Genomic DNA, 23,753 nt, shown 5'->3' with positions numbered 1-23,753 from the left:
ATTTACAACACATTAACAAATAGTTGGCCAGGAGTAAACAGCGCTTGGTCAATCGCCGCCCGCGCGGCTGGCCGGGCCGCGCCGGCGCGCGCCCAAATAGGGGGTCAGCCCCGGCAGGGCGCTGATCAGTGAGGCCATGTTTTGCGTCAGGCCCAGCAGAAAGGCCTCGGTGGCCCCCACGCCCACCAGGCTGAAAAAGGCCACGTACAGGCCCTCCATCAGGCCGAACGAAGAGATCGAGATGGGCAGCCGGGCCAGCAGCACCGCCACCGGCGTCACCGCCGCGGCCTGCAAAAAACCAAGCTCCAGGCCAAAGGCCCGGGCCGCCAGCCAGTTGGTGACGATCAGTGCGCCCTGCTCCAGCAGCGTCAGCGCGAAAAACCAGCCCAGCACCGGGCCGTGGCCGGAGTATTGCCGATAGGCGGCCAGTAACTCGGCCAGCCAACGACTTAAGCGGCCGCCGTCGGCCAGCCGGCCCTCGGCCCGGCGCGAAAGCCGGGCGGCCAGGCCGCTGAGCGAGACGACCACCGCCAGCGCCGAGGCCGCCAGCAGGCCAACGGCCACGTAAAAGAATTCCCCAGGTAGGTCGGCGGCCAGGCCGGCCAGCAAAAAAAGGCCCAGCAACGCCGCCAGCGCGGCCGCCACGAAACCCAGGCCCCGCTCCATGACCACCGAGGCCGTGAGTTTGGCGCTGGGCAGGCCGGGGCCGGTCACGGCGGCGATGCGCAGGGCGTCGGCCCCGATGGTCGAGGGCAGAAAACAGCCGGCGAAGGTGGCCAGGAAATACGAACTGATCGCCCGGCCCAGGCTCAAAGGCAGGCCGCGGCAGACCACCAACAAACGCCATTTGTAGGCCATCAACAGGCGGTCGGCGGCCATGACCAGGATGATCAGGATGAAATAGCGCCAATCCGCCCCGGCGACCACGACCAGGGCTTGATCAACGTCGACCAGCAGCCACAGCAACAGGCCCAGGATGGTCAGGCCCAGCAAGGGCCGCGCGAGCAGTTTCATGGTGCGGGCCAAGGCGCCCTCCCGGCGGCAGGCATGGCGATAATCGCCGTGGCGCGAAGGTAGCATGGTCCGCCGGCCCCGTCAACGCGCTCGGCCCAAACCGTCCGCCGGCCGCGGCGGCCGCCCAGGCCATGGCCATGGTCGACGCAATAATTATCGAAAACTTCTTAAATTTGCATTTATGACTTGGACATGGCCTGATTCGAGATTATGCTTACTTTGCCGCGCGTGGACACGCGGTGGCGCGGGTGCTTGTGGGCGAAAGAATTAGGGCAGCCGCGCCAGGGACACGACCGCCGGGCCTTCGGGGCTTGCTCCGATGGCCCGACCGCGTAGGAACGCCAATCCGCGCCATGTCCGAGAGCCGGTCGGCGGCCAGGGCGGCCAAGCCTTGCCCCGACCGGAGGGCGGGTGGCGTTTGCCTTTGATGGCTCGCATGGGCGATCATTGGCGGCCGTGCGCGAGGCTGCCGCGTTGCCCGACAGGGGTGGAAGTGGTTTTGACGTAGCAAAACAACGCCAAACCAAATTAACTAAAAACTTCGTCGTGGCGTTGGCGCCACCCGTGTGGTTACGCTGGGGGTGGGGGCCGACGCCGCGATTAAATCGGTTGGTGACCGAAGATTCCCAAAAATCCCCGTTGAGGTTGCTGAGGATGAATAAGAAATTTGCTTCAATACTCCTGGCTTTGCTCGCGTTCACCCTTTTGGCCTTGGCCGCCTGTGGCGGCGGCGGCGGCGGCGGCGGCGGCTCCTCGCCCACCGAAACGCCGACGCTGGAGCCCACCCCCACCCCCGAGACGGCCTTCTCCAAGGCCGACTTGGCTGGCTACTGGCGCTACGACGCCGGGCGGTTCGTCGGCACGATGAGCTTCGACTCGGCGGGTAACCCCATCTACGTCACGGTGGACAACTGCTCCTACACCACGCGCACCGTCACGGCCTATATCCAATCCGACGCCTACAACCTGCGCATCCGCGCCTATGGCTTCTGCGGCGACAGCAAACAGTTGCTCAAGTTCGCCTTGACCACCCAGCCCGGAAAAACTTCGGCCGTGGGCATACTAGACCGGCACTACAACGGCGACGGCGGCCAGTACAGCCGCTATTCCTGCACGATGGTCAAGCAGTAATCCGGGCCCGCCGGCGGGGTTTGCTGGCTTTTATCGGCTGATGGGTTAGAATAATGGTCGGTCGCCCGTGGGCGGCCGACCGATTTTTGTTGGCGCGGCCTGGCGGGCCGGCCGGAAAAGGTGGTTTCGGCCCATGTGCGGCATCTGCGGTTTTTCCTGGGAGGACCAAGGCCTGGTCCGATCGATGATGAACACCCTGCACCATCGTGGCCCCGACGACCAGGACTGCCACGTCGGCGGCGGGGCGACCCTGGGTCAGACCAGGCTATCGATCATCGACCTTTCGGAAAAAGGCCGCCAGCCCATGGTCAACGAGGCCGGCGACATTTTTCTGGTGGCCAACGGCGAGATCTACAACCACCTGGCCCTGCGCCGCGAATTGATCAGCGCCGGCCACAGGTTTTATTCGGGCTCCGACTCCGAGGCCATCTTGCACGCCTACGAGCAGTGGGGCGAGGATTGCATCAAGAAGCTCCTGGGCATGTATTGCTTCGCCATCCTCGACACCCGCCGGCGGCGGATCATGCTGGGCCGCGACCGCCTGGGCATCAAGCCGCTCTACTACCACCACGACGGCAAAAAGCTCATCTTCGCCAACGAGATCAAGGCCATCCTGCAATGGCCCGGCTACCAGCGCGGCGTGGATCTCACCGCGCTTTATCAATACCTGGGCTACGAGTTCACCCCCGCGCCGCGCACGCTCTTCGAGGGCGTCAAAAAGCTGCGCCAGGCCCATTACGCCCTGTTCGACCTCGACAGCGGCGCGCTGAGCGAGCGGCCCTATTGGGACGTCCACTTCGCCCCGCGCTTCAAGCAGCCCGGCGAGGCCGTCGAGGAGCTGCGGTCCATGATCAAGACCGCCGTGCGCCGCCGGCTGATGTCCGATGTGCCCCTGGGCGTGTTTCTCTCGGGCGGGCTGGACTCCACCACCGTGGTGGCCCAGATGCGCGCCCTGGACGTGGACCCGCTGCGCACCTTCATCATCGGCTACCCCGACCCGACCTTCAGCGAGTTGGAGTACGCCGAGGACATGGCCAAGCACTACGACACCCTGCCCACGGTGTTGATGATCCCCGGCCTAAGCGTCGACGACCTGGAGGCGGCGGTCTACCACCTGGACGAGCCGATGACGGATTTGTCGGCCATCCCGCTGATGCTGATCTGCCGCGAGGCCAAAAAACAAGTCACGGTGGTGCTTTCCGGCGAGGGCGGCGACGAGGTCTTCTGCGGCTACGATCGTTTTCTGGCCTCCAAGCTGACCAGGCCCCTGAAGTACCTGCCCGGCGCGGCCCGCCTGGGCTGGGCCGTCAGCCGCCTGTTCAAGGATCGGCCCCAGAAAAAGGGCGCGGTCAACATGTTCAAGCGCTTCATGGAAGGGGCCGTGCTGCCCGCCGAGGGCGAACACATCCGCTGGCAATACTTTCTGGCCCCGGGCCAGGCCGAGGCCCTGTTCAACGACCAGGTGCGCGCGGCGGTGGATTTCGACGCCTTTGGCCCGGTCAAAAGCATCCTGGCCGGTTGCGACAGCCGCAAACGCCTCGACCGCGAGGTCTACCTCGACCTCAAGCTCAACATGGTCGACTCGGTGCTGATGAAGGTGGACAAGATGTCGATGTCCACCGCCCTGGAGGTGCGCGTGCCGTTTTTGGACCACGAGCTGATCGAGCTCAGCGCCCAGATGCCCGGCGACTTCAAGCTGCGCGGTCTGGAGACCAAGCACATCCTGCGCCAGGCCATCAGCGGCCTGGTGCCCGAGCGCATCGTCCACCGGGGCAAGCAGGGCTACTCGCTGCCGGTCAAGAACCTTTTGCGCGACAAGGCCCAACTGCGGCCGCTGATGGAAGAGCTGCTGGGCGCCAGCCCGCTGATCAAGAACTATTTTCAGCCCAACGCCGTGCGCCGGCTGATGGATGAGCATCTGGCCGAAAAGCACAACCACAACCACGTGCTGTGGGCGCTGATCAACGCGGCCCTGTGGCACCGCCGCTTCATGGAGGGCGCCGCGCTATGAAACTAGACATGGCCACGCTCTTGTGATATTAGTATATCCGTCTTTGATTATTGGTGAATTGCCTAATTGCCGGCTGATGCTGGCCGGAGAAGCCGCGTGGCATGACCCAGACGCCGCCGACCCCTCCGCGCAACGGCGGAGCCAAAACCCACAGCGCGGCCACCGAAGGCGGCACCATGCTCAGCCGCTATCAAGACGTGGTGGTGGGCAGCCGCTCGGCATGGAAACTTATTTACTACGAATGGTGCCTGCTGGTTGGCGCCTTGCCAGGGGCTTTGGGGCTTTTTCTGCGCAAGCTGTTTTGGCCCCGCATGTTCGGCTCGTGTGGCAGGGGCGTGGCCATCGGCGCCCGCGTGGTGGTCAGGCATCCGGGACGCATTCATCTGGGGCGCAACGTGGTGATCAGCGAGGGCTGCATTCTGGATGCGCGCAACCCGCAACGCCACGATCCCCTTATCTTGGGCGACGATGTCAATTTGTCCAACGACGTGATGATTTCGTGCAAAAACGGTAGCGTCCGCATAGGCGAGCGCACCGGCGTCGGGGCGCGGACCATCATTCATTCGGCGGACGACAACCCGGTGGTGGTAGGGGCGGACGCGGCTATCGGGCCCATGTGCTACATCGTGGGCGGCGGCAACTACAACATCGATCGCCTGGATGCGCCCATGAGCATGCAGGGCGTGCGCCGGACGGGTGGCGTGGTCATTGAAGACGACGTGTGGCTTGGGGCCAACGTGACTGTATTGGATGGCGTTCGCATGGGCAAGGGCGCGGTGGGGGCCGCTGGCGCGGTGCTCACCAAAGACGCTCCGCCGCTGGCGATATGCATGGGCGTGCCTGCCAGGGTGGCGGCTTTTAGACAATAGTGGTCAGGCCTGTGGCCCATGGCGCCTGACGAGGAACGATGACTATGCGCCAAGAGATTTCCCCGGAAATCAAAAAAATACAAGAAACAGTGGTGGGCATGTACTCCGAGGTGCCCTGGCCTTCCCATCGCGACGCCGACGAGGAAATGGGTTGGCGGCTTAAATGCCTGGGTGTGCGGCCGCAAGACTACCAAGGCAAAAAGGTGCTGGACATGGGTTGCGGCACCGGCGAATACGCCCTTTGGTACGCCCAGAACGGCGCGGCCGAGGTGACGGGCATCGACCTGTCCGACGGCTCGTTGGCCCTGGCCGAAAAGCGGCGCCAGGAGGCCGGGCTAGACAACGCCCGGTTCCAAAAAATGGACATCCTTAACTGTGAACTGCCGGACAATTATTTCGATTATTCCTATTCGGTGGGCGTGTTGCACCACACCGGCGACCCCCTGCGCGGCTTCGCGCACCTGGCGCGGATCACCAAACCGGGCGGCGTGGTGGTGGTCAGCCTCTACAGCCAGTACAGCCGGCGCATCCTGCGCGGCAAGCAGACCATCTGCAAGTGGCTGGGCGGCGACGACATTCACAAGCGGGTGCGGTGGGGAGAAAGACTTTTCCCGCGCACGCTCAAAAAGCTCGACGCCCGCTATCATGGCGTCAACACCAAAAACATCGCCTACGACATCTTTGGCTTTCCCCACGAAAGCCTGCATACGGCCGGCGAGGTTCTGCGTTGGTTTGACCAGTGCGGCCTGGAATATATCGGCGCCTTCGCGCCGTTGCGCGTCCGCGATTATTTCTACGCTTTCCGGCAGCCGGAGTATGCCCGCTTCCGCGCCACTTTCGACGGTTTTCCGGTGATGCGCGCCGTGGCCGACTTCATGACCGGCATATCCAAAGACATCGGCCCCAAGGACGATGATGTGCCTCCGTTCCCCAGGCCGGGGGCCCTTTCCCGGGCCATGAGCCAATCCGCCTGGATTCTCTTTGGCCTGCGATTCAACTGCTTCACCATGGCGGCGAAAAAGAAAGGCTGACAACCTTGGCCGGTTGGCCAGCGGGCCGGCGGTCGGTTGGGCTGAAATGAACCTGCGCAAGCTGACTTCTCTTGCCGTGGCGCTGGCCGTCACGGGAGGGCTATTTTACTTTTTGGCCAGGACGACCACCTGGGAAGACTGGATAGCCATCTTCGGAGGGCTGGACGCTCGTTGCCTTTTCGGTTTTCTGGCCTTGTACCTGGCCTCGATGGCCTTGCGGGCCGCGCGCTACCGCCTGCTTCTGCGGGCGTCGAGCGCCGTTTCGCCGCCCGGCATGAAGGATTTGCTGCTCGTAACCTTCGCGAGCAACCTGTTCGTGGACCTTCTGCCCGCCCGTAGCGGCAGCCTGGCCTACATCGTTTTTCTCAACCGCAAGCTCAAGGTGGAGCTTTCCTCCTGCGTTTCTTCGTTCGCCTATAGCTTTGTTTTCGACATCTTTGGCATGCTGCCCCTGTTTGGTTTGGCCATTTGGCTGCACGCTCGTCAAACCGGCGATTCCGGTTTGGCGTTGTATGGTCTTTTGGCCGTCCTGGCCGTGGCCGGGGTGGCGGCGCTGGTCATGCTGGAGCGCCTGCTGAACTGGGGCGCGGCGGTGGCCGGTCGTCGAGCCGCTAGGCTTGGCGGCCGCCAGCGCGCGTTTTTGCAAAAGGCGGCCGCCGAGGCCCTGGCCATGGCCGCCGACGTGACGCGCGTGCGGCAAAGCGGCGTATTTTGGCGGCTGTTGGGCGTGTCCGTGGCCATAAGGCTGGGAAAGTACGTGGGGCTGTATGTTTTGATCATGGGCTTTGCCGGCCAGTTTGGCCAAGCGGTGGTCGACGCCCTTGGTTTTCCGCTGGTGCTCTTCGCCCTATTGGCGGCCGAGGCCACGGCCAGCCTGCCCGTCAGCGGCATCGCCGGTTTTGGGGCCTACGAGGGCGTGATGGGCGCGACCCTGCTGGCCGCCGGATTGGCCCAGGCCCAGGCGGCGATGATCCCCTTCGCTCTGCATTTGACAACTCAGGCCATCGACTATTGCCTTGGCGGTTTAGCCCTGGCGTGGCTCGGCCTGAAGAAACGGGATTGAAGCAAATGCCCGGAAAGAAAAGATTGCGCCGGCTTTGGCCATTGCTGGCGTTGGCCCTGACCCTTGGCCTGGCCGCGGCGGCCTACTTCGCGCCGCGGCTGGTCTATTCCAGCTTTGGCTATCTGTGGCTGCGCCCCCAGGACGGCGATCTGGACCAGGCCGCCATGGCCGAATTAAACCAAAAGACCGATGGCCTGAAATGCCGGGTGGTGTGGTCTTCGAGCCGCAGCGGCAACCACGAATTATATATGTTGCGCCTGCCCGTGGGCGAAATCATCCGCCTGACCGACAACGACCACGTGGATTTTTTCCCCCGGTTTTCTCCCGACGGAAAAAGGCTGGTTTTTGCCCGCAGCCAAAAACAGTGGGTCTCCGAGCGCGATTACAACCAATGGGACGTTTGGCTGATGGATCTGAACACCGGCGAACAAACCATGCTGGCCAGAGCCGGCAATTTTCCGCTGTGGGTGGACGAAGACGTTGTCAGCTTCATGCGCGGGAACAAAGTCGTCGTGAAAAGCGTCGGCACGGGGACCGAAAGAGTGATCTACGACGGTGATGGGCCACCGGTCGGTGGCGTCATCGTCACGCCCATGCTCTCGCCGGCCCAGGCCAACCTCTTGGCCCTCACCGCCCGCGGCGCGGCCAGGGGTTGCCTGGTCTTCGATCCGCGAACGCCGGACAAGGCCGTCAATTTCGGCGACGGCTGCAAGCTGATTTTCACGCCCGACGGCAAGGGCCTGATCTGGGTGGAAAATGGCGGCAACGGCGGCAATCGGCTGATGACCTCGCCGGTGGGGCGCGTCGCGCCCACGGTGTTCATGGATCTGCCCGGCGATTTCAGCCACGAGTATTTTCCCAAGCTCTCGGCCGACGGACGCTGGCTGGTCTGGGCCGCCTCGGCCGGCGGCCACGAGCACGACATCGCCGATTATGAAATTTTTATCTGGAACACTTCCAAGCCCTGGGATCAGGCGGCCCGGCTGACTTACAATGAGGCCAACGATCGTTGGCCGGATATCTTTTTGGACTGACGGGACGGCACGGCATGAACGGCATGAAAGTTATTTCGAGGCTCGTATCGTTGCTTTGCCTGGTCGCCTGCCTGGCCGGCCTGGCCTGGCTGGGCCTGGCCCGCGACGTGCGCCAGCAGGTGTTGGCCTCGACGCGCCGTGGCGACTGGGACAGGTTTTGGCGGCAATCCGACGCCGCGCCGCTGGTCAAGATGCCCGGCGGGCTGTTGCCCAGCGTCATCCCCGGCCCGGCCGACGCCTGGGCCGGCGGCCGGCCCCGTGCGGTGCGCGTGGAGTTTCACGCCGAGCCGGGCGAATACATCGTCGAGCTTTTGTTCAACGAAACACACGAGGCGGCCCCGCCGGTCTTGCGTTTTTCGGTCAACGGCCGGGAGCAGGCCAAGGTCCAGGCCGCGACGGGCCAGGGCCGGCCCGGGCCCTACGAGCGCTTCAACCCGGCGCTGACCATGCGCGCGGTCATTGCCCTGGATCAGGCCGACAACGTCCTGACCATCACCAACGAGGCGGGTTCGTGGGCCGCGCCGTCTAGGCTGCGCCTGCTGCGCGGCGTCGGCTTTTACCCGGCGCGCCTGGGTTGGGAGCTGCTGGCCAGGCCGGCCTTGCTCTGGGGCCTGGCCGGGCTGCTGTTGGCGGCGGTGTTTTTTTGGGTTTGGGCCGGCCGTGGTTTGGCCTGGACGGCCGGCGCCACGGCGCTGTTGGGCGTCAGTTCACTGGTGCTGATGGGCTGCGCCGAGTTGCTGTTCCGACAATATCTGATCATGGCCCCCCAGGCGCGCAATCTGGCCGCCCAGCACAGCGCCCAGGCCCCCGACGCCAGGGGGACGTCCTACACCTACGTGACGATGATCCAGCCCAACCCCGACCTGGAGATCATCTACAACCTGAAGCCCAACCTTGACGGCTACTTCGCCAAGCATCCGCTGAAGACCAACGCCTATTTCATGCGCGGGCCGGCGGTCGAGCCGACGGCCGCGCCGGGGGTGCTGCGGGTGATGGGCCTGGGCGATTCGGTGATGTTCGGCTGGGGCGTCTCGCACGAAGACTTGGCCCTGACGCGCGTGGGCCAGGCCCTGGCCCAAAAGCTGGGCCGGCCGGTGGAGACGCTCAATTTGGGCTGCCCCAGCTACAACACCGCCAACGAGGTGGCGGTCTACCGCAAGATGGGCCGCCGCTTTCAGCCCAAGCTGGTGCTGCTGATCTTTATGCAAAACGACTTTGGCTTTCCCGGCCTGATGCTCGAGCCCGTGCGGCCCTGGACCCTGGAGCGCAGCTATATCCTGCGCCAATTGCGCCTGAGCCTGGCCCCGCTGTGGCGTGACGCCTTCGTCGACGCCGACCAGTTCGTCAGCACCCGTCACCTGGACGACATCCGTGAGAAAAAGCCTCACGAACTGACCGCCGACGAAAAATGGCGACAACGGGTCAGCGCCCACTACGCCAAGAGCATCGGTCAAGACGCCGTAATCGCCGGCTTCGACGACCTCTCGGCCATGCTGCGCGCCGACGGGGCCTATGGCCTGGTGGTCTACAACCCCATTTGCATCGAACTGGGCCGGCCCGAGACATACGAAAAAGAGGCCGCCTTCGTCACCCAGGCCGCCCGCAAGGTGGGCCTGGCCGCCGTGGACATGACGCCGATCTACGAAGCTTACCTGAAAAAGCGCCAACTCAACGCCATGAGCCAGGCGCTGTGGGCCGGTGAAAAAGACTGGCACCCCAACGCCACGGCCCATGAACTCATCGCCCAGGCCGTGGTGGAAAAATTGGCCGAAAAGGGCATCATCGCCGCCATTGCCAAGGAGGGCCGGCCGGTGGACCAGCCCCGCAAGTAAGCGGATGCGGCGCGGGGCGTGCCTGCGCCTGGCCGCCGGCGATTTGCCCTTGCCGGCCGTCGACGATGGTTTATTATTTAAGCATATGACGCATATTGAGCCGGAGGTTCGTCCTACCAAAAATGTGCATTTTGATCGTCGACGATTCCCGCTTCCAGCAGATGGCCATGCAGACCATGCTGCGCGACCAAGGTCTGCCCGAGGCCATTCTGGCTGGCTCGGCCAGCGAGGCCATGGAGATTTTGCGCAAGCGCGATGATATCGATGTGGTTCTTTTGGATGTGGAAATGCCTTCCATGGACGGCATTTCAGCCTGCCGGATGATCAAGGGCGCCGAGGCTGGCCGCGACCTGCCCATCATTATCGTCACCGCCCTAAAAGACGAAAGCCTTCTCCAAAAGGCCTTTGAGGCCGGGGCCATGGATTTTTTGAGCAAGCCGCTCAAGGCCATTGACATCTCGGCCAGAGTGCGCTCGGCTACGCGCCTCAAGCGAGAAACCGACCAACGCAAGGCCCGCGAACGGGACTTGACGCTCCTCACCGACGCGTTGACAGTCGCCAACGGCAAGCTAAAAACCGCCAACGAATTGCTTCGTAAGATGGCCATGGTCGACGGCCTGACCGGCTTGGCCAATCGTCGCTATTTCGACGAGGCCCTGGCCCGGGAATGGCGGCGCGCCCAAAGTCGCGGAGAGCCGTTGGGCCTACTGATGATCGACATAGATTTTTTCAAGGCCTACAACGACGCCCACGGTCACCAACAGGGCGACGTCTGTCTCAAGCAAGTGGCCCAAGCCATCCGCGATTGCGTGTCCAGGCCGGGCGACTTGGCCGCCCGCTACGGCGGCGAGGAGTTCGCGGTGATCCTGCCCGGCGCGGACCCGGACGGCGCGACGGATGTGGCCCGACGCGTGCTGACCGCGGTGAGCGCGCTGGGCCTGCCTCACGGCCATGCGTCCGTGGCCGACCACGTCACGGTGAGTGTCGGCGCGGCGGCGCTCGCGCCGGGGCCGGGCCAAGAGGCCGCGACGCTGATCCAAACCGCCGACCAAGCCCTCTACCAGGCCAAAAGCCTGGGCCGCAATCAAGTCCGGGCCTGCGCCGGCTGAGGCCGCCGCCCTGGCCGCTTGCGACGAGGCGGCGACGGGGATATCATCTTGGCCATGCACCCTTTGCCCGAAAGGACGGCCAAGATGGACATGCAAGCACTGCCCGCCGATCTGCGACGCGCCGTGGATTTTCACGGTCATCTCTGTCCCGGCCTGCTCATCGGCTACCGCGCGGTCAAGGCCCTGCAAGCGCGGCTGGACGCCGGCCGCGCCGAGGACGAGGAACTGGTGGCCATCGTCGAAAACGACTCGTGCAGCGTCGACGCCTTTCAGGCCTTGCTTTCGACCACCCTGGGCAAGGGCAACCTGCGCTGGCTCGACCACGGCAAACAGGCCTTCACCCTCCACGATCGCCAGAGCGGCCGGGCCGTGCGGGCGCTGTTTGTCGGCGACAAGCTGCGCAAAAGCCTGCCCGACGGCTCCATGGACCGCCAGGGCTTCATCCAGGCCCTGTTGACGGCCCCCGAGGACGCGCTTTTCGCCTTGCGCGAGGTGGACGTTCCACCGCCGGCCGAGGCCGTGATCGAACGCAGCCAGCCTTGCGACTCCTGCGGCGAGATGACCCAGCCCAGCCGCACGGTGTTGATCGGCGAGCGTCGCTTGTGCCGGGCCTGCGCGGCCAAGGAGGGCCAGCAGTCGTGAAGGCTTTGGCCGATTTCGTCTTCGAGGCGGGCATGCTCAAAAAGATGGTCCGCACCGGCTACGCCTTTTTGGGCGGCGGCCGCGAGACCGTGGCCGAGCACAGCTTTCGCGCGGCGCTGATCGGCTATTGGCTGGCCCTGGAGCAACCAGGCCTGGACGCGGCCAGGGTGGCGCTGATGCTTTTGCACCACGATCTGGCCGAGGCCCGCACGGGCGATCTCAACTACGTCAACAAGCGCTATTGCCAGGCCGACGAGGCCAAGGCCCTGGACCACGCCACCAGACGGCTGGCCCCGGCCCTGGCCGGGCGGGTGCGTGAACTGGTCGAGGAGTTCAACGCCGGCCAGAGCCCCGAGGCCCAGTTGGCCCACGACGCCGACCAGATCGACTTCATGGTCGAACTGAAGGAACAATGGGACCAGGGCAATCCCAACGCCGAACGCTGGCTGTTCTACGCCCTCAAGCGCATCCGCACCCAGGCTGGCCGCCAGTTGGCCGAGGCCGTCTTGGAGGCCAAGTGGTCGGACTGGTGGTTCGAGGACCGCGAGGAGCTGTGGGTGCGTAACGGCGACCGCCAGCCGCGCTGAAGGCGATCGCGGCCAAACAACACGCCGGGCCCTCGAGGGGGCCTGGCGTTTTTTTTCGGCGCGCGGCTTTCGGCGGCGTTGGTTTTGAGGCCGCTGCACGGTGAAACATAACAAATGTTGTAAAAACAGATGATAACCTGTGAAACATAAATTCTAACGTGCAGCGGCCGAAGCGCGCCATGGACGGCGCGCCAAATCGCGAGCCTGATTAGGCGAGCGATTTGTGAGGCTTGGCAAAACCGCGCTTTTGCCAAGCCGATGCTGCACGGGGCAGGACGCCCCCGTGCAGCACTCTCGTTTTATGTGGCCGATTTACGCTGGCGTAAGTTTTTGGGGCCTGGCCTGGCGGCCAACGCGGGTGGCTAAAACTGGGAGAGCGCCGGTGGGCGCCGGCGCTCTCTGGAAAGGAGAAAAAGGGTTGGAAGCTGGTCGCCTCTAGGACGTTGCAAGCGCGGTGCCAGCTTTGGCGCAACCCTTTTTGTTTTCGTATTTAGCGTTTAATATCGGCATGTTATCGGTTGATGGCCCGGCATTGGCCTGGCCATTGTCCTCTGCCCGCGTCGCCACTGGTTCAAATTTTTGTACCGCCAAGCCAGGCCCGGCGAAGATCGTTGCGGTCAACATGCCGTCATCACAAGTAAAAGCGTGGTTCAAAAAATTAAACCGCCCGTTACGCTATGCCCGGCGCGGGGAACGCGGCGCACATTTCCTCGACCTCGGCGCGGATCTTGGCCAGGGCCGCCTCGTCGCCGACCACGTCGGTTACGCGGTCGATCAACGCGGCCACCCGCCGCATCTCGGGCTCCTTCATGCCACGGCTGGTCAGGGCCGGCGTGCCCAGGCGCACGCCGCTGGGGTCGTTGGCCGAGCGGGGGTCGAAGGGGATCTTGTTGGCGTTGGCCACGATGCCGGCCTTTTCCATGGCCTGGGCCAGGATCTTGCCGGTCAGGCCGCGACAGGAGGCGTCGATCAGCGCCAAATGGTTGTCGGTGCCGCCGGTGATCAGCTTGAAGCCCCGGGCCATCAGTTCGTCGGCCAGGGCCTTGGCGTTGGCCACGATCTGGCGGCAATATTCCACGAACGCTGTCCCCGAGGCCTCCTTGAGGGCCACGGCGATGGCCGCGGTGACGTGATTGTGGGGTCCGCCCTGCAGGCCGGGGAAGACGGCCTTGTCGATGGCCGGGGCCAGGCCGGCCCGACAGAGGATCATGCCGCCGCGCGGGCCGCGCAGCATCTTGTGGGTGGTGGTGGTGATCACGTCGGCGTGGGGCAGGGGGTGCGGATGCAGCCCGGTGACGCACAGGCCCGAGATGTGGCTGATGTCGGCGGCCAGAAACGCCCCGACTTCCCGGGCTATCTCGCCGAAAATGGCGAAATCGATAATCCGGGGATAGCTGGAGGCGCCGCAGAAGATGAGCTGGGGCCGGAACTCGCGGGCCAGGCGGCGGGCGGCCTCGTAGTCGATGAGGCCGTTTTCGCGGCTGAGGCCGTATTGGCGCACGTCGTAGTAGGAGCCCGAGAAGCTGACCTTGGCCCCGTGGGTCAGGTGGCCGCCGGCGGCCAGATCCATGCCCATCACGCGGCCCTCGGCCCCCAGCAGGCCCAGGTAGACGGCCATGTTGGCGGGGCTGCCCGAGTAGGGCTGGACGTTGGCGTGTTCGGCCCCGAACAGGGCCCTGGCCCTTTGCACGGCCACTTCCTCGATCTGGTCGATGAATTCCTGGCCCTGATAGTAGCGCTTGCGCGGGTAGCCCTCGGAATATTTGTTGGCCAAAATCGAGCCGGTGGCGGTCAGCACCGCCGCCGAGGCGTAGTTTTCGGAGGGGATCATGCGCAGCACGTTGGCCTGACGGGCGGCCTCGCGCTGGATCAGTTCGGCGATCTGGGAGTCGGTTTCGCGGAGTTGGTCCATGGGTCTTGTCCTCGTGGCGTGGTGAAGTGGTAAATATCCCACCTTGCCCAAGGCTTGTCAACGCCGCCAGCGGACGCCGCCGATCGCACGCGGCACGGCCCGTTTGCCGGGCGGCCCGCCAGGGGTTAAAGTATATAAAAACAGTTCGCAACCACCAGCACGGCCCGCCGGGCCAACGGGAGCGCGATGAACATCCAAGACTACAAACCCCTGGAGCTGGCCGACATCGGCGCGCTCCAGCCCCTGCTGCGGGACGCGCGCCCGCGCGTTTCCGAACTGAGCTTCACCAACCTGTTCATGTGGCGGGGCCATTACCGGCCGCGCTGGGCCATGATCCAGGGCTGTTTGCAGATCATCATGGACCCCATCGGCGGCGCGCCCTTCGCCATGCAACCGGTGGGCCCCGGCGACAAGGCCGCGGCCATGGCCCAGGCCCTGGAGGCCCTGGCGCGGGCCGGCCACGAGCCGGTGATCCGCCGGGCCGACGCCGCGTTCGTCCAGGCCTTCGCCGCCGGCCCGGCCTACCAGGCCCGGCCCGATCGCGATCAGTTCGACTATGTTTATCTGGCCGAGGACTTGATCAATCTGGCCGGTCGGCGCTACCACCGCAAGAAAAACCACTACAACCAGTTTGTCAAATCGGTGCCCCATCAATACAAGCCCCTGGACATGGAGCTGGTCGAACAGGTGCTGGAGATGCAGGAGCACTGGTGCCAAATGCGCGAATGCGGCGGCGATCCCAGCCTGATCAACGAGGACGTGGCCATCAAGGAGGCTCTCAGCAACTTTGACAAGCTCGACTACGTGGGCGGGGCCATCTGCGTCCAGGGCCGGGTGGAGGCCTTCAGCCTGGGCGAGATGCTAAACGACGACACCGCCGTCATTCACATCGAAAAGGCCAACCCCGACCTGCCCGGGCTCTACGCCGTGATCAACCGCGACTTCGCGGCGGCGGCCTTTGGCCAGGTCAAATACGTCAACCGCGAGCAAGACCTGGGCCTGGAGGGCCTGCGCGCGGCCAAGGAGTCCTACCGGCCGGCGCTGATGATCGAAAAATTCGACGTGCGGCCGGCCTGAGCCGCCCTTGCGCGATGGCCCTGGCTTTGCTATAGCTGGCGGTCGAAAGCGCACTTTTTTGGGGAGATGGCATGAAAGACTATCAAAAGAGGCTGGCCACCCTGCTGGCCCAGAGCGGGGCTCTGCTGTTCCGCCAGGGCCTGCGGCTCAAGGATGGCCGGCCCACGCCGTATTTCGTCAACCTGGGGGTGTTTCGCACCGGCCGCCTCTCGTGGGAGTTGGGCCGTTGCTTTGCCGATTGGTTCGTGGACCAGGGCCTGGCCGGCCAGGTGGACGTGCTTTTGGGGCCATCGTACAAAGGCAGCGCCATGGCCCAGGCCGCGGCCATGGCCCTGCACCTGGAGCACGGCCTGGATCTGGCCTTTGACTACGATCGCAAGGAGGCCAAGACCCACGGCGAGCACGCCGGCAAGGCGGGCATGTTCGTCACCGGCGCGCTGGGCCCGGCCAGCCGGGCGCTGATCATCGACGACGTGGGCACCTCCATGGCCACCAAGCTGGAGCTGCTGGACAAGGTGGCGGCCCACTTCGGCGCGGAGGCGCCCCGCGTGGTCGGCGTGGCGCTGGCGGTGGACCGCCAGCAGACCCAGGCCGTGCACGACGCCGCCGGCAAGGTCGTCGAGGGCGCGCGGGGGGCCGACGCCCTGGCGGCCTTTGGCCAAAAGACCGGCCTGCCGGTGTGGTCGCTGCTGGGCATCCGCCAGGCGGCCGGGTTTTTGCGCGAAAGCGGCCAGAACGTGCTGGTGGAGGGCCAGTGGCGGCCCCTGGACGACGAACTGATGGATCGGTTGGCGCAATACCTGGCCGTCTACGGCCGGGAGGGCTGAGCCATGGGCAGGGCCATCCGCGCGGCGCTGCTCAGCGCCCTGATCATGCCCGGCGTGGGCCAGCTCCACAACAAGCAGGTGCGCAAGGCCGGCCTGATGGTTTCGGCCTCCAGCCTGTTGTTTCTGATCTTTTTCGCGCTGCTGACCACCAAGCTGTGGGCGGCCATCGCCACCCTCGATCAGGCCAGCCCGGAGCTGGGCCCCTGGATGGCCATCGTCGAGCGCCTGGCCGCCGGCGGTCTGGGCTGGCTGTGGCTGATGATGGCCATTGCCCTGCCGCTGTGGCTTTATGGCGTCATCGACGCCTTTGTCACCGGCCGGCGGCTGGAGGCCGACGAGCGCGGCGGCCCCGGCGAGGAGCAAGGCTGATGCGTTCGCTTTTGCTCGACGAGATCGCCGCCGCCGACATGGACAGGCTTCGCGAGCACCTGGCGCGGGTGCTGGAGCCCAGCAACCTGGGCGACGTCTATTGGCTCAATCTGCCGCCAGACCTGCTGAGCGCCGAGCAATTGGCCCACGCCCAGAGCTGCGGGCCCCACCGCCTGGCCGTGGTCTTGGACGGCGATTGCCTGCGTCTGGAGTTTTTGGTGCGCTCGGCCAAGGGCATGCGCTGCCCTTGCATCGGCTACGCCAGCAAGGCCCAGCGCGATTTCGCCCTGCGTTTCGCCGATCGGCTGCTGGAAGAGCTGGCTATCGGCACGTGACGGGGCCCTTGCATGGTTGAATCAATAAATACGATGTATTAACATGATGTTATCGGCCTGAAACGCCATGCGGCCAGGCAGTGGCCGGAGCGGGCCACCGATGGCCCGCCAGAGGGCGCGCCTTGCACGGCAAGCAATTTGCGAGCGATGGAGGTTTGGCCATGGACGACCAGCGCGGCGGGGCCGGCTTCGGCGGCCTGGAGGCTCAAAGCCTGTTTTGCGCCAAATGCGGCCAAGCCCAGCCGGTGCGTCTGAAGCTGCTGCTGGTTTTGCCGGACGGCGAGAAATACGCCTATTATTGCCGGGTCTGCGGTGACGAACTGGGCTTCAAGATGGTTGAGGCCCGGCCGTCGGGGGCCTGAGCGGCGGGCGGCGGCGCAAAACGTGGGGAGGCCATTGTGGCCTCCCCACGGTCGTTTCAGGGCTGGATGATGGTGGTGGGGTAGATGCCGGCCCGCGCGCCGTCGCGGTAGGGCTGGAGGATGTTGAAAGAGACGCGCTCGTGATCCTGGGCGTGGCCGCGATTGTTGTCGCCGTCGTAGAAGGCGCCGTTGGCCTCCAGGATGTGCTCGATGCGGTGCTTGAAGGCCTCGACCAGCACGCCGCCGGCCCCCTGGAAGCGCATGCCGCCCATGCTGATCTCGCCCTGGATCTTGGCCAGGTTTTCGATGGACATGCTGTTGGTTTCCAGGTCGCGCTTGTCGCGGATATGACCCCAGACCACCTGGCCGCCGGGGATCTCCAGGGGCTCGCGCAGGTCGATGATGGTGTGGGGCATGACGATGCAGCCCGGGCCGACCTTCAGGGGCTGTTGCTCCAGGCCGCGCAGGAAGGAGTTGAAGCCCACGAAGCACTGGCGGTCCATGTCGGCGTTGATGATCTTGCCGCCGTGGGCGGTGACGTTGTAACCGGCCAGTTTGGAGTTGATGACAAAGCAGTTTTCCTGGGCGTTGGCCCCCACGCCCATCTGGGCGTCGAGCAGGTAGCAGCGCTGGGCCACCAGCACGTTTTCGCTGAGGCTGGTGCGGCCCAGGAGCACCGAATAGTTGCTGACCGAGGCCCCGCGCGGCACGTCCTGGTTGTAGTCGTAGGGGGCCAGGGCGAAGGCGCCCTCGAAGTCGTTTTTGCGCTCGTTGATGAAATCCATGAAAATGCCGCTGGGGTCGGCCCCTTCGTTGACCTTGACGTAGCGCGCCAGGACGTCGGGCGAATAGCTGTAGCGGAAATCGAAGCCGTCCTCCTTGGAGGCGATCCAGACCTGGCCCGGCTCGATGCGCTTGTGCATCAGTTCGCCGGTCTGCACGTAGGAATAGGCCCCGACCACGCTGTCGTGGACGGTGGTCAGGTCCACCGTGGCGAAGGGCCCGAAAAAGCTGCCCTCCACCGGTGCGCCGTGGATGTTGGCGTAGTGCAGGCTCACGGAGCTGACGATGAAAAACTCTTCGGGCGACTCGGGGTCGTGGGAGAAATTGTGCACCAGGGTCTTGTGCATGATGCTGTCCTGGATGCGGATGCGCTCGTCGTCATGCAGGGGGATCTCGAAGCCGCGGAACTTGAAGACGTCGCCTTTTTGCTTCAGTTCGTCGCCGCGCACGTCGGTTTTGTAGACGATGGAAAAATCGACCTGGCACTTGCCCAGAAAATAGCTGCCGGCCAAGGCGCTGTTCTTGAAGCTGAGGCTGACGGGGTGCCGCGAGGTCAGGCCATAGAAGGCATAGAATTTCATGTATTTTTCGGGCGAGACAATGCCCCGCACGTACGGCCCCACGTCGAAGTGGTGCTCCCTGAGGTTGATGTTGACGCGGTCGATGATTCTTTCGGTCAGGTTTTGGATCTCGTTCATTGCTCTGGCGCCTTGCTGGGGGTCAGATGTTTGGGGTTGGCCTAGGTCTTGCCCGACGAGGCGCGGGCCGCCTCCACGCCGTGCTGGCGCATGAACTCGTCGATGTACCAGTCGACGACGGCGTCGCTGAACATGAGCATGTCCATTTGCCTGGTGTAGACCCACAGCCGACCGATCAGTTCGAGCATCTCCTCCAGGCTGTCTTGGGGGTATTTGTCCACCCGGCTCTGGAGTTGATCTTCGTGGAGTTGGACGCGGAAACCGCTGCGTCGCAGGACTTCGCCGACAAACCTGGTGCGGCGGCGGCGGCGGTCGGGGTCGGCCCCACCGCCGTTGAACATGAAACGGATGTAGTTGTCGTTGGCCTGGGCCGAGCAGTAGGTGTCGAGGGTGGAGAAATGGAAGCCCAGGCGCGACGACAGGTTCAGGTAGTTCTCGGACAAAATGGCGTAATTTGGTTTTGACGCGATCTGGCTGGCCTCCTTGAGGCGCTGCTCCTTGGAGCGGGCCAGGGCCTCGGGTGCGGCCGGGCCAGGGCCGCGCCAGGGTATGGAGGCGATGCCGCGCACCAGGGCCCGCATGGGCGCGGAGATGACCTCGTCCATGGTCACTTCGCGGGGGTTGCCCCCGGCGCGCAGGCCGCCGCCGATGTCGATGAGCAGAAGCTCCAGCGGGAAATCGGCCCGCAGCCGCCGGGGCCTGGCCTCCTTGGCGTCGCCGGGTTTTTCCTCGGCGTAGCGGAACATCTCGCGCATGGCCATTTCGTGGGCGTAGCGGGTGATGTCGTGCAGGCTGCGGCAATGCTCGGGGGTGAAATTGGCCGCGCGGGGGTCGGTCAGGTGCAGGGGCGTGACCACCGAGAGGGTTTGGTCCAGGGTCTGGAAGGCCGGCGTTTCGCCCAGGGCCAGCATGCGTCGCTTGTGCAGGCGCAGCAGGTTTTCGACCCGGCCCTCGAAGACGGTCTGGCGATCGGCGTCGACGGTGACGATTTGGCCCTCGGCCAGCAGCTTGGTGGCCTCGGGCGCGCCAAACAGGGCCGGCGCGCCGGTCTCGCGGGCCACGGCGGCCAGGTGGCTGGCCGCGCCGCCGATCTCGGTGACCACCGCGCCGGCGTGCTCCAGGGCCACGGCGTATTCGGGCAGGCTACTGGGCGCGACGATGACGTCGCCTTTGGCCACCTTGGCCAGTTCGTCGTCGCCATGCAAGATGACCACCCGGCCGCTGGCCACGCCCGGCGAAGCGGTGACGCCGCCCCGCAAGAGCACCGCGTGGCCCTCAACCTGGCGTTGGTAGTCGATGGGGGGCAAGGCCTTGAGGATGATGCGTAGCGGCCGCACCTGCAAAAGGGCCAGCTCACCCCGCTCGGACAGAGACCATTCCACGTCCACCGGCCGGCCGTAGTGCTCCTCAAGCATCAGGCCCACCCGGGCCAGGCGGCGAACCTGGTCGTGATCGAGGCAGGCCTCCTCGGCCAGATGGGCCGGCACGTCCACTTCATAGACGTTGGATTCGGGCGCGGGCACGACCATGGTCTCTTGGGGGGCGATCTCCTCGCTGATGATCTCGATGGGCTCGGCCTTGTTGGTGATGAACAGGCTGGAGTGCACCGCCCCGCCCACCGCGCCCACGCCCAGGCCGCGCACGGCGCTGATCATGACCACTTGCCGCTGGGGATCGTTGGGATTTAGCGAATAAAGCACGCCCGAGCACTGGGCCGCGGCCATGGCCATCACGGCCACGCCCATGGCCAGGTCTTCCAGGTTCATTTCGCGGCGGGCGGCGCGGCGCAGGGCCTGGGCGTTGAACTGGCTGGCCAGGATGCGCTTGTAGCCGCAAGGGGCGTCCTCGGGCGGGACATTCAAGAGCGTTTCGTATTGGCCGGCCAGGCCCGGTTCGTTGTCTTCCATCAGGGCGCTGGAGCGCAGGGCGAAGCCCACGGGCGAAAGCCGGGCCAGTTCGCGGCAGGCCTCGTTGAGTTGCTCGGCCAGCAGCGCCGGCAGATCGGCCTCCAGCACCAGGCGGCGCATGGCCTTGCTGGTGGTCATGACCTGCTCGAGATCGTCCAGATCGCAGCCGGCCAGCAGCTGGCGCAGCCTGGGCCACAGATCGTTGTAATCCATGAAATATTTGTAGGCCGAGGCGGTCAGGGCGAAGCCGTCGGGCACGGGCAGGCCCAGGATCGAGCGCATCTCGCCCAGATGGGCCGCCTTGAAGCCGGCCAGATTTTCCAGGCTTTGATCCAGGTCGTCGAACCAGACCAGCACCGGGCCGTCGGTCATGCGCGTGGGCCGGCCGGTGGCCGCGCGGATGCGCGCGCTTACGGCGGCCAGGGCCTCGTCGAGGGCGTCGTAACGGCCCGGGCCCATTTCCTTGAGGGCGGTGACGATGTCGGAGACGTGGCGCTGGAGGGCTTGGACGCGGTCGATGACAAAGGCGCGGTTGAAAGACGATTGGCCGTGCATCTTGCCTTGAAGCTCGGCCATGATCTCCAGGGCGCGGTTATTGTCGGCCAGCAGGCCCTTGAACAGGGCGTAGCGACGTGAAAACGGGCAGTAGGCGTCCTGACGGCCGGAGTTATCGTCGGCCGGCGGGGCGACGCCGCCGTGAGCGACGACCGGGATTGCCTCCCGGCCGCCGTCCGCGACGGATTTTTTTTGCCAAGGCAGCTTCATTGCCGCGACCTTGTCGGTGGCTTACATGGACAAAATGGCCATGCTGATCTCCTGGAAGATGTCCTCCAGCTTGATCACGCCCAGGACCGAGCCGCCATCCATCACCGGCAGCAAGGTCAGCCCGGCGTCGAGCATGACGTGGGAGGCCTTGACCAGGCTGTCGCCGGCCTCGACCGTGGCCGCCACCGGGCTCATGAACTCGCTGATGGGCTTGACCAACTGGGCCTTGGCGTTTTGGGCGAAAAGGTCTTCCCAGAACACCGGGATGCCCTGGCCGTATTTCTGGCTGAACTTGGGCTCGACGCCCCGCAGCACGTCCTTGAGGGCCAGCATGCCCCGCAGGCGATAGGCCTCGTCGAAAACGAGGATCGTTTTGCGCCGGCCGCCGGGGGCCACGGCCTGCTGGGCCACGGTCAGTTGGACGATGGCCTCCTTGAGGGTGGCCCAATATGGCATGTGCGGGTATTCGGTCAGAGGAATGACCAGGGCCCGGACGTCTTTTTTCTGTTCACTAGGCTTGTTCATGTCTTTCGTCTCCTTGACCTAAAGCCAAACGCCCTAGCCGGCCGCCGGTGCGGTGAACAGGCTGAGCCCCATCATGGGCCAGATGACCAGGATGGCCAGGGTCAGCACCACCATGAGGATCACGTTGGCCACCCAGCCCCAGGTGAAGAATTCGCCCGTGGTGAACTGCTTGGACTCGTAGGCGATGGCGTTGGGCGCCGCGCCGATGAGCAGGTTGAAGGGCATGCCGGCGGTGACCAGGCAGGCGAAGAGGATCACGTAGGCCTCGACGCCGAGGTACTTGCCCACCACCAGGGCCACCGGCAGGCAGATGGCGATGGCCGCCACGTTCATGATGAAGTTGGTCATCATCAACACCAAGAAGGCGATGGAAAGCACGAACAAAAGCGGCGGGGCCTGGGTGAACATGTTGAGCCAGTGCACGGCGATCCAGTTGGCCGCTCCCGTCTGCCACAGGCAGTAGCCGATGCTCATGGCGCCGCCGAAGAGCAGCACGATGTTCCAGGGAATGGCCTCCAGGTCGTTGACGTCCAAAACGCCCGTCAGGAAGAAGATCATCGTGGCGATGAGGATGATGCCCGGCCGGTCCATGCCCTTGATGAAGCCCAGGAAACCGCTCTGGGCGGCGGCGTCGGCGGGGATCAGGCTCTTGGCCATGAAAAGGCCCACCACGACCACCGTGGTGATCAGCACCAGCCATTCCTTGATGGTCATGGCGCCTTGCTCCTTGGCCAGGGCCGCCACGCGCTCGCGCAGGTTTTCGATGCGCGGCTTTTCGGGCTTGAAGACCAGCATGAAAAAGCCCCACAGCAAAAAGACCATGATCCAGCCCACGGGCATCATGAACTGCGAAAGCTCGAAGAACGAAATGTCGTTGCCGGTGATCTCCTTGAAGAAGCCCACCGCGCTGACCGCCCGGGCCGCGCCCAGGTAGGTGCAGATCGAGCCCGCGCCGGCCACGTAGGCCATGCCGATGAACAGGGCCTTGCCAAACTTGGTGGGGCCTTCCTTGTCGGTGTAGAGGGCGTTGATGGCCATCAACAACGGGAAGATGGCCGCGGCCACGGCGGTGTGGGCCATCAGGTGGGTCATCAGGGCGATGATGACGAAACAACCCAGCATGATCATCGAGGTGCGCTCGCCCACCAGATTGAGCATCTTGTAGGCCATGCGCTTGGTCAGGCCGCTCTTGGTGAAGGCCATGCCCAGCACCAGCGAGCCGAAGATGAACCACACCGGCGGCGAGAGGAAGTCGCCCAGGGCCTTTTCGGGCTCGCGGATGTAGAACAGAACCTGCATCAGGCCGATCATGATGGCGGTCACGCCGATGGGCGCGACCTCGAAGATCCACCAGGTGCTGGCCAACAAAAACAGGCCCAACGCCAGTTGGGCCTCACGGGTCAGGGGAAATGATTCGTTGCGCGGGTCCACGGCCGGATCAAAGGCGGGCATGGCGAAAAACAGCGCGAAAAGCCCCAGGCCCAAGAAAAGAAAGATCAGCCTTTTCCAGTCGATGCTCTTTTTCTCCGGCGCCACGACAATGGTGTCTGGCATCGGAGGCAGGCCGCCCGACGGCCCTTGACTTGTTGGGGTCGCTTGACCGGTCATGTCTCGTTTTCCTCCAGTGGTGCTCAGCAAGAAATCGGCGAGGGTGAACTTGACGCGGCCCGGTCGTCCGCAACCCCACGCGCCATCGTGGGGCAAGCTCCATGCGAACGGCGAGCTGACGAGAGCCTCTCCACAGACTCTCCGCGCCCGTCAAACAGTAACATTTGGTGCAATTTTTCGCAAAGGCGCTTTGGCGGCGGGCAAGGTTTTTTTGGCCCCGCCGGCCGTGGCCGTGGCCGGCGGGGCCGCGACCGGGCAAAAA

21 protein-coding genes are annotated in these 23,753 nt (G+C 64.7%); 15 read left to right on the top strand and 6 right to left on the bottom strand.

The window, feature by feature from the left end; translation table 11 throughout:
* Positions 1 to 48: 48 nt before the first annotated feature.
* Complete coding sequence (locus DEBA_RS15400; protein ID WP_083779053.1) at positions 49 to 1,080, bottom strand: lysylphosphatidylglycerol synthase transmembrane domain-containing protein; 1,032 nt, start codon at positions 1,078 to 1,080, stop codon at positions 49 to 51.
* 588 nt (positions 1,081 to 1,668) lie between these two features.
* Between DEBA_RS15400 and DEBA_RS15395 the strand changes: the two genes are divergently transcribed.
* From DEBA_RS15395 to DEBA_RS15350, 10 genes are all read left to right on the top strand, one after another.
* Complete coding sequence (locus tag DEBA_RS15395) at positions 1,669 to 2,145, top strand: hypothetical protein (RefSeq protein ID WP_013259871.1); 477 nt, start codon at positions 1,669 to 1,671, stop codon at positions 2,143 to 2,145.
* Positions 2,146 to 2,278: 133 nt separating this feature from the next.
* Positions 2,279 to 4,156 carry an asparagine synthase (glutamine-hydrolyzing) gene (gene asnB / locus DEBA_RS15390; protein ID WP_013259870.1) on the top strand — a complete coding sequence of 626 codons (1,878 nt, stop codon included), beginning with the start codon at positions 2,279 to 2,281 and terminating at the stop codon, positions 4,154 to 4,156.
* A 176-nt stretch (positions 4,157 to 4,332) separates the two neighbouring features.
* Positions 4,333 to 5,025, top strand: a complete 693-nt coding sequence (locus DEBA_RS15385) for an acyltransferase (RefSeq protein WP_187288571.1) — start codon at positions 4,333 to 4,335, stop codon at positions 5,023 to 5,025.
* A gap of 38 nt (positions 5,026 to 5,063) precedes the next feature.
* Positions 5,064 to 6,056 (top strand): class I SAM-dependent methyltransferase, encoded by a 993-nt coding sequence (locus DEBA_RS17460; protein ID WP_083779052.1) that lies wholly within the window; start codon positions 5,064 to 5,066, stop codon positions 6,054 to 6,056.
* A gap of 46 nt (positions 6,057 to 6,102) precedes the next feature.
* The gene (locus tag DEBA_RS15375) at positions 6,103 to 7,119 is read left to right on the top strand and encodes a lysylphosphatidylglycerol synthase domain-containing protein (protein WP_013259867.1); all 1,017 of its coding nucleotides are present in this window, start codon (positions 6,103 to 6,105) and stop codon (positions 7,117 to 7,119) included.
* A gap of 5 nt (positions 7,120 to 7,124) precedes the next feature.
* The gene (locus tag DEBA_RS15370; protein ID WP_013259866.1) at positions 7,125 to 8,153 is read left to right on the top strand and encodes a TolB family protein; all 1,029 of its coding nucleotides are present in this window, start codon (positions 7,125 to 7,127) and stop codon (positions 8,151 to 8,153) included.
* A 50-nt stretch (positions 8,154 to 8,203) separates the two neighbouring features.
* Entirely contained in the window at positions 8,204 to 9,985 is a 1,782-nt protein-coding gene (locus DEBA_RS15365) for an SGNH/GDSL hydrolase family protein (RefSeq protein ID WP_013259865.1), read from the top strand.
* Positions 9,986 to 10,107: 122 nt separating this feature from the next.
* Entirely contained in the window at positions 10,108 to 11,094 is a 987-nt protein-coding gene (locus DEBA_RS15360; RefSeq protein WP_013259864.1) for a diguanylate cyclase domain-containing protein, read from the top strand.
* 84 nt (positions 11,095 to 11,178) lie between these two features.
* Positions 11,179 to 11,736 carry an FmdE family protein gene (locus DEBA_RS15355; RefSeq protein ID WP_013259863.1) on the top strand — a complete coding sequence of 186 codons (558 nt, stop codon included), beginning with the start codon at positions 11,179 to 11,181 and terminating at the stop codon, positions 11,734 to 11,736.
* Positions 11,733 to 12,323, top strand: a complete 591-nt coding sequence (locus DEBA_RS15350; protein ID WP_013259862.1) for an HD domain-containing protein — start codon at positions 11,733 to 11,735, stop codon at positions 12,321 to 12,323. Before DEBA_RS15355 ends, DEBA_RS15350 begins: the two co-directional genes overlap by 4 nt.
* 670 nt (positions 12,324 to 12,993) lie before the next feature.
* Here DEBA_RS15350 and DEBA_RS15345 read toward each other — a convergent pair.
* A complete protein-coding gene (locus DEBA_RS15345; protein ID WP_013259861.1) occupies positions 12,994 to 14,235 on the bottom strand; it encodes a serine hydroxymethyltransferase in 1,242 nt (413 codons plus the stop codon).
* A gap of 186 nt (positions 14,236 to 14,421) precedes the next feature.
* On the opposite strand from DEBA_RS15345, the gene DEBA_RS15340 reads away from it, so the two are divergent.
* From DEBA_RS15340 to DEBA_RS15320, 5 genes are all read left to right on the top strand, one after another.
* Positions 14,422 to 15,312, top strand: coding sequence for a DUF2156 domain-containing protein (locus tag DEBA_RS15340; protein WP_013259860.1), 891 nt, complete (start codon positions 14,422 to 14,424; stop codon positions 15,310 to 15,312).
* A gap of 71 nt (positions 15,313 to 15,383) precedes the next feature.
* Positions 15,384 to 16,139, top strand: a complete 756-nt coding sequence (locus tag DEBA_RS15335; RefSeq protein WP_013259859.1) for an orotate phosphoribosyltransferase — start codon at positions 15,384 to 15,386, stop codon at positions 16,137 to 16,139.
* A 3-nt stretch (positions 16,140 to 16,142) separates the two neighbouring features.
* Complete coding sequence (locus DEBA_RS15330; RefSeq protein WP_013259858.1) at positions 16,143 to 16,508, top strand: hypothetical protein; 366 nt, start codon at positions 16,143 to 16,145, stop codon at positions 16,506 to 16,508.
* Positions 16,508 to 16,843 (top strand): hypothetical protein, encoded by a 336-nt coding sequence (locus DEBA_RS15325; RefSeq protein ID WP_013259857.1) that lies wholly within the window; start codon positions 16,508 to 16,510, stop codon positions 16,841 to 16,843. The genes DEBA_RS15330 and DEBA_RS15325 overlap by 1 nt, the downstream gene beginning before the upstream one ends.
* A gap of 161 nt (positions 16,844 to 17,004) precedes the next feature.
* A complete protein-coding gene (locus DEBA_RS15320; RefSeq protein WP_013259856.1) occupies positions 17,005 to 17,205 on the top strand; it encodes a hypothetical protein in 201 nt (66 codons plus the stop codon).
* A 56-nt stretch (positions 17,206 to 17,261) separates the two neighbouring features.
* Here DEBA_RS15320 and DEBA_RS15315 read toward each other — a convergent pair whose 3' ends face one another.
* From DEBA_RS15315 to DEBA_RS15300, 4 genes are read right to left on the bottom strand one after another with little or no spacing between them, the layout of a single operon-like run.
* The gene (locus DEBA_RS15315; protein WP_013259855.1) at positions 17,262 to 18,686 is read right to left on the bottom strand and encodes a transferase; all 1,425 of its coding nucleotides are present in this window, start codon (positions 18,684 to 18,686) and stop codon (positions 17,262 to 17,264) included.
* 41 nt (positions 18,687 to 18,727) lie between these two features.
* Positions 18,728 to 21,358 (bottom strand): PEP/pyruvate-binding domain-containing protein, encoded by a 2,631-nt coding sequence (locus DEBA_RS15310; RefSeq protein WP_013259854.1) that lies wholly within the window; start codon positions 21,356 to 21,358, stop codon positions 18,728 to 18,730.
* A 21-nt stretch (positions 21,359 to 21,379) separates the two neighbouring features.
* Positions 21,380 to 21,883, bottom strand: coding sequence for a CBS domain-containing protein (locus DEBA_RS15305; protein ID WP_013259853.1), 504 nt, complete (start codon positions 21,881 to 21,883; stop codon positions 21,380 to 21,382).
* A 33-nt stretch (positions 21,884 to 21,916) separates the two neighbouring features.
* Positions 21,917 to 23,437 (bottom strand): SLC13 family permease, encoded by a 1,521-nt coding sequence (locus tag DEBA_RS15300; RefSeq protein WP_043814650.1) that lies wholly within the window; start codon positions 23,435 to 23,437, stop codon positions 21,917 to 21,919.
* Positions 23,438 to 23,753: the final 316 nt, after the last annotated feature.

Origin of the sequence: Desulfarculus baarsii DSM 2075 (assembly GCF_000143965.1) — a bacterium.
Classification (GTDB): Bacteria; Desulfobacterota; Desulfarculia; order Desulfarculales; family Desulfarculaceae; genus Desulfarculus; species Desulfarculus baarsii.
The sequence above is the reverse complement of the archived record's forward strand: the minus strand, read 5'-3'. Positions and strand labels throughout refer to the sequence as shown.

What these genes read in the sequence shown, in the direction of transcription:
- DEBA_RS17460 (WP_083779052.1), top strand. Translation starts at nt 5,064, where the DNA reads ATGACTATGCGCCAAGAGATTTCCCCGGAAATCAAAAAAATACAAGAA.
- DEBA_RS15400 (WP_083779053.1), bottom strand. Translation starts at nt 1,080, where the DNA reads ATGCTACCTTCGCGCCACGGCGATTATCGCCATGCCTGCCGCCGGGAG.
- DEBA_RS15345 (WP_013259861.1), bottom strand. Translation starts at nt 14,235, where the DNA reads ATGGACCAACTCCGCGAAACCGACTCCCAGATCGCCGAACTGATCCAG.
- DEBA_RS15335 (WP_013259859.1), top strand. Translation starts at nt 15,384, where the DNA reads ATGAAAGACTATCAAAAGAGGCTGGCCACCCTGCTGGCCCAGAGCGGG.
- DEBA_RS15310 (WP_013259854.1), bottom strand. Translation starts at nt 21,358, where the DNA reads ATGAAGCTGCCTTGGCAAAAAAAATCCGTCGCGGACGGCGGCCGGGAG.
- asnB (WP_013259870.1), top strand. Translation starts at nt 2,279, where the DNA reads ATGTGCGGCATCTGCGGTTTTTCCTGGGAGGACCAAGGCCTGGTCCGA.
- DEBA_RS15370 (WP_013259866.1), top strand. Translation starts at nt 7,125, where the DNA reads ATGCCCGGAAAGAAAAGATTGCGCCGGCTTTGGCCATTGCTGGCGTTG.
- DEBA_RS15360 (WP_013259864.1), top strand. Translation starts at nt 10,108, where the DNA reads ATGTGCATTTTGATCGTCGACGATTCCCGCTTCCAGCAGATGGCCATG.
- DEBA_RS15355 (WP_013259863.1), top strand. Translation starts at nt 11,179, where the DNA reads ATGGACATGCAAGCACTGCCCGCCGATCTGCGACGCGCCGTGGATTTT.
- DEBA_RS15340 (WP_013259860.1), top strand. Translation starts at nt 14,422, where the DNA reads ATGAACATCCAAGACTACAAACCCCTGGAGCTGGCCGACATCGGCGCG.
- DEBA_RS15325 (WP_013259857.1), top strand. Translation starts at nt 16,508, where the DNA reads ATGCGTTCGCTTTTGCTCGACGAGATCGCCGCCGCCGACATGGACAGG.
- DEBA_RS15300 (WP_043814650.1), bottom strand. Translation starts at nt 23,437, where the DNA reads ATGCCAGACACCATTGTCGTGGCGCCGGAGAAAAAGAGCATCGACTGG.
- DEBA_RS15385 (WP_187288571.1), top strand. Translation starts at nt 4,333, where the DNA reads ATGCTCAGCCGCTATCAAGACGTGGTGGTGGGCAGCCGCTCGGCATGG.
- DEBA_RS15395 (WP_013259871.1), top strand. Translation starts at nt 1,669, where the DNA reads ATGAATAAGAAATTTGCTTCAATACTCCTGGCTTTGCTCGCGTTCACC.
- DEBA_RS15320 (WP_013259856.1), top strand. Translation starts at nt 17,005, where the DNA reads ATGGACGACCAGCGCGGCGGGGCCGGCTTCGGCGGCCTGGAGGCTCAA.
- DEBA_RS15305 (WP_013259853.1), bottom strand. Translation starts at nt 21,883, where the DNA reads ATGAACAAGCCTAGTGAACAGAAAAAAGACGTCCGGGCCCTGGTCATT.
- DEBA_RS15330 (WP_013259858.1), top strand. Translation starts at nt 16,143, where the DNA reads ATGGGCAGGGCCATCCGCGCGGCGCTGCTCAGCGCCCTGATCATGCCC.
- DEBA_RS15315 (WP_013259855.1), bottom strand. Translation starts at nt 18,686, where the DNA reads ATGAACGAGATCCAAAACCTGACCGAAAGAATCATCGACCGCGTCAAC.
- DEBA_RS15375 (WP_013259867.1), top strand. Translation starts at nt 6,103, where the DNA reads ATGAACCTGCGCAAGCTGACTTCTCTTGCCGTGGCGCTGGCCGTCACG.